The following is a 3,846-nucleotide window of genomic DNA, read 5'->3' as shown; positions in this document are numbered from 1 at the left end:
GCCGGAACCTGCGCGGCGAGACGTCGGAGAAGCAGGCCGCGAAGGCCCGCCAGACCGAGCGGATGATCGAACGCCTGGAGGTGGTCGCGGAGCCCCGCAAGGAGTGGGAGCTGCGGATGACCATCGGCGCGGCGCCACGCTCGGGCGCGGTCGTCGCGACGCTGCGTGACGCGGTCGTCCAGCGCGGCCCCTTCACCCTCGGGCCGGTGAACCTCCACGTCGACTGGGCCGACCGGATCGTGCTCACCGGCCCGAACGGGGCGGGCAAGACGACGCTGCTGGCCGCGATGCTCGGCCGGGTCCCGCTGGCGGCCGGTGCCGCGACGCTGGGCCCGGGTGTGGTCGTCGGGGAGGTCGACCAGGCCCGCGGCCTGTTCGCCGGGGCGGACTCCCCGCTCGACATCCTCGGCCGCTTCCGGCCCGAGATGTCCACCGCCGACGCCCGTACCCTGCTGGCCAAGTTCGCCCTGGGCGCCGACCACGTCGGCCGTGCCGCGGCCACGCTGTCACCGGGGGAGCGGACCCGGGCCGCGCTCGCGCTCCTGCAGGCGCGCGGGGTGAACCTGCTGATCCTCGACGAGCCGACCAACCATCTCGACCTGCCCGCGATCGAGCAGCTCGAGTCGGCGCTGCACGGCTACCCGGGCACCCTCGTACTCGTCACCCACGACCGGCAGATGCTCGCGGCCGTCGACGTCACCCGCCACCTGCACGTCGAGGCCGGAAAGCTCACCGAACTCGACCGCTGAGCCATCACGGGACGCCGATCATCGTGACGGACAGCCTGGATCTCCCGGAGCCGGGTCGTCACGTTGCCGAGTGAGGAGAGGGCCAACCGTCGGGCCGCCCGGCGCACGCACTCATGGTGAGTCGACGGGCGTTGCTCGTCGACGCCTGGCCGGAACTGGTTCTGCCCGCACCGGTCCGGTCCGGTGGGAGTGGAGGACTCTCGTATGATCATGTCGTTGCAACAGACTGTGGCACGGCTGCTCTTCACCCTGCCGAAAACACCATAAAACGGGCGATTGTCCGCCGATGGTCCCATCCGTCGTGCACCTGGAACAACATCGACTATCGGTCGAATAGGGGAAAGCGGTGCCGGAGAACGGCGACGAACTCTGTTGAGCCCCTATGAACATCACAAACGTGGCTGCTGACCAGCGGATCCCCGTCGTCTCCTGACGTCTGATCGCTACTTGCCGTACGCCGCGCCCCTGGACTCAACTCCGAGGTGATACGAGCTGAGATATGGGTATAGGGAAGGCATGGGTATAGCATTGAGTCTCGGGATGTTGGCTCTGGGAGCCATCCTCGCGTTCGCTGTGCATGCGGACTCCTCCGGGCTGAGCCTTCCCACGGTCGGTCTGATCTTCATGATGGTCGGTGCGGTTGGGTTCGGTGTATCGATCTACAGGGATCGCTGGCGTCGGCATATCGTAGAGGAGTCCGTCGAGCGTAGGGTCACGCCTCCGATCATGTTCGAGGACGATATGATCATCGAACGGGAGCCTGCGAAAAATCCGACCGCCGGTGCCGCACGCGAAGACGCGCCGGAATCACCGGTACGGACCTCACCGTAGCTTTCACCCGCCCAGTCGCAAAGATCGCCGGATTGCTGGGAGAATCTTCGACGGCTGAACAGTCCGCCCTCTCGCGACCGGATTCCATGAGCGCCGATTCCGGAAGAAACGCCGTCGATCCCGGATAGAAAATCGCCGGCGCGGCAGATGGTCTCGCGATACATGTCGCGGCAACCGCGCACAGCACCTGCGACACCGCTGTGCAGACGGCCGGTACGGCCCGGGCGAAGATCCGCCAGAACCCACAAGCTACCGCGACGACCGAGAAGACGCCAGGTATCCGCGACAAGGCCGCCGGGACCTTCCGCGGGCAGGTCGAGCATCACCTCGGGTTGCCGCGGCCGTCGAGAAGACCGTGGCCAGCGAAGACCGTGGCCAGCGAAGACCGTGGCCAGCAGCGACAAAGCCACTCGCGTCGCAGGCTGGCAGGCCCCGGCGCCACCGGTGGGGCGGTTGCCGGCGAGATCGTCCTGCCGCCCGTGCACCGGGCGGCCCGTCACCGTCGCCGCGCCGGACTCCGGCCGCAGCCGGCGATGGTGACCTGAATCAAACGAAGCAAGAGATTCGGCAGGTTAAGGCAGGGGAAAACACATCGGTAATCATCACGACAAGGAGGAATGGCAATGGTTGAGTTCATCATCGTCACGCTGCTGCTCGGACTCGTCGTCGGTGCCGTCGCCCGCCTGGTACTACCCGGTCCGGACCGCATCGGTATCGGGGGCACCATAATCGTCGGGATCGTCGGATCCTTCGTCGGCGGGTTCCTCGGTTATGCCCTATTCAACAAGGATGCGGGTGAGGGTCCGTTGCAGCCCTCCGGTGTCGTCGGCTCCGTAATCGGTGCCGTTCTGGTACTGCTGGCGTGGCGTGCTGTGAACGGTCGCGGCTCCTATCGGCACCAGAGGTATGTCCGCCGGTAAACGCGGGGCCGGCCGAGCCGGGCTGGGAATCCGTCCCATGCGCAGCTTGAGGTCCTGGGTGAGTCGCCGGGAGCGGGATTCTCCTCGGCGGCTCACCCAGGACTGTGACACCCTCCACATTCGACTAAGAGCATGTCTCATGTGGAGGGTTTCTTCCCAGCAGGCCAACGCGGCGGGCGGCGAGGGAGAGAAAAACGAGGAAACTGTGAGCGTGCCTGGGCCTGTTGCCGAGGTTGAACTCGTGATAGCGCCGGGCCCGGCGGCGCGGGCCGACCAGACGGTCCGGGAGGCATACGCCAGCCAGCCGCTACGCGACCCGTACGGCTCCCGGTAACAGCGAGTCCCGGTAACAGTGGGCATACAGCGGCCGGCGGAAGCGGCGATCGTTTGCCGTCCGACGCTGTGATGTTCTTGGTATCGGACTGGTATCGTTACCGACATGGCCCTGACGGTACGTACCGACGAGGAGCTGGAGCACGCCCTGACGGTGCTGGCAGCCAGCGAGGGCGCCTCCCGGCAGGAGATCATCCGACGTGCCGTCCTGGAGCGTTACGAGCGGGCCGGTCATGCTGCCCGGGTGCGGGACAGCGCTGATCGGATGCTCGAGCGGTGGGGGGATGTGCTCGCCCGCCTGGGCAGCGTGTGAGCCCTGTCGAGTACCTGGACCTGGAGGATCTGCTCACCCTGGTACGCGGCCTGGGCACCGCTCCGGTACAGGACGTCGGCCTGCTCGACGCGGCGGCGGCCCGGGCGCGATCGAGCGCGTTCGGTCAGGACGCCTACCCGACCCTCGCGTCGAAGGCCGCCGCGCTCCTGCACTCGATCGCCCGCAGTCACCCTCTGGTCGACGGCAACAAGCGGCTGGCCTGGCTGGCGGCAGTGGTGTTCCTCGACGTCAACAGACATGCGACCGGCCTTTCCGACGACGAGGCGTTCGACCTTGTCATGGACGTCGCCCAAGGCGTCGCGGACGTCGAGGAGATCACCCATCGGCTGCGTGTCGTGCCGTTGGACGGTGATTGAGCACAACGGCTGGCCAGCTCATGCCGGAAGGCTGACGACGCCAGGAGCTGCCACAACCTGCTTCCGACCGAGTGCTTGTAGACCAGGTGCTTGTAGACCTGTAGTCATCATAACTGTACTTATGACAGATCTGGATCTTGATAGGTCCGGATCCGCGGTTCCTGGAGCCGGCCCGGCTCGGGACGCCAGGCAGGGGGCACCTTCCTGGCCTTGGCAGGCGACAATGGCGGTCGTGTCCGCTGACGCCTGCGATACGGCTCCTGTGACGACCGGCCCCGCCGGCTCCTCCGGTTTTCCTCCTGGCTCCGCCGAGCCCTCCACTG

The 3,846-nt window shown here is 66.8% G+C and carries 6 protein-coding genes; all 6 read left to right on the top strand.

Translation table 11 applies throughout. The annotated features are described in order from the left end of the window. A partial coding sequence (locus NBW84_RS01015) for an ATP-binding cassette domain-containing protein (RefSeq protein WP_250280815.1) occupies positions 1–749 on the top strand: 749 nt, incomplete at its 5' end. A 540-nt stretch (positions 750–1,289) separates the two neighbouring features. Beyond that, positions 1,290–1,580, top strand: a complete 291-nt coding sequence (locus tag NBW84_RS01010; RefSeq protein WP_250280813.1) for a hypothetical protein — start codon at positions 1,290–1,292, stop codon at positions 1,578–1,580. 623 nt (positions 1,581–2,203) lie between these two features. Next, positions 2,204–2,500, top strand: a complete 297-nt coding sequence (locus NBW84_RS01005; protein ID WP_250280811.1) for a GlsB/YeaQ/YmgE family stress response membrane protein — start codon at positions 2,204–2,206, stop codon at positions 2,498–2,500. A 205-nt stretch (positions 2,501–2,705) separates the two neighbouring features. Beyond that, on the top strand, positions 2,706–2,834 hold the full coding sequence (locus NBW84_RS23965; RefSeq protein ID WP_445548439.1) for a hypothetical protein: 129 nt from the start codon (positions 2,706–2,708) through the stop codon (positions 2,832–2,834). A gap of 105 nt (positions 2,835–2,939) precedes the next feature. After that, the gene (locus tag NBW84_RS01000) at positions 2,940–3,146 is read left to right on the top strand and encodes a ribbon-helix-helix domain-containing protein (protein WP_250280808.1); all 207 of its coding nucleotides are present in this window, start codon (positions 2,940–2,942) and stop codon (positions 3,144–3,146) included. After that, a complete protein-coding gene (locus NBW84_RS00995) occupies positions 3,143–3,523 on the top strand; it encodes a type II toxin-antitoxin system death-on-curing family toxin (protein WP_250280806.1) in 381 nt (126 codons plus the stop codon). The genes NBW84_RS01000 and NBW84_RS00995 overlap by 4 nt, the downstream gene beginning before the upstream one ends. The last annotated feature ends 323 nt before the right edge of the window (positions 3,524–3,846 follow it).

Origin of the sequence: Protofrankia sp. CiP1_Cm_nod2, assembly GCF_920664355.1 — a bacterium.
Lineage (GTDB): Bacteria > Actinomycetota > Actinomycetes > Frankiales > Frankiaceae > Protofrankia.
Note: the sequence above shows the minus strand (reverse complement) of the source record. Positions and strands in the feature narration are given on the sequence as shown.

Coding starts and splice junctions, on each gene's coding strand:
- NBW84_RS01010 (WP_250280813.1), top strand. CDS start 1,290: ATGTTGGCTCTGGGAGCCATCCTCGCGTTCGCTGTGCATGCGGACTCC.
- NBW84_RS01005 (WP_250280811.1), top strand. CDS start 2,204: ATGGTTGAGTTCATCATCGTCACGCTGCTGCTCGGACTCGTCGTCGGT.
- NBW84_RS01000 (WP_250280808.1), top strand. CDS start 2,940: ATGGCCCTGACGGTACGTACCGACGAGGAGCTGGAGCACGCCCTGACG.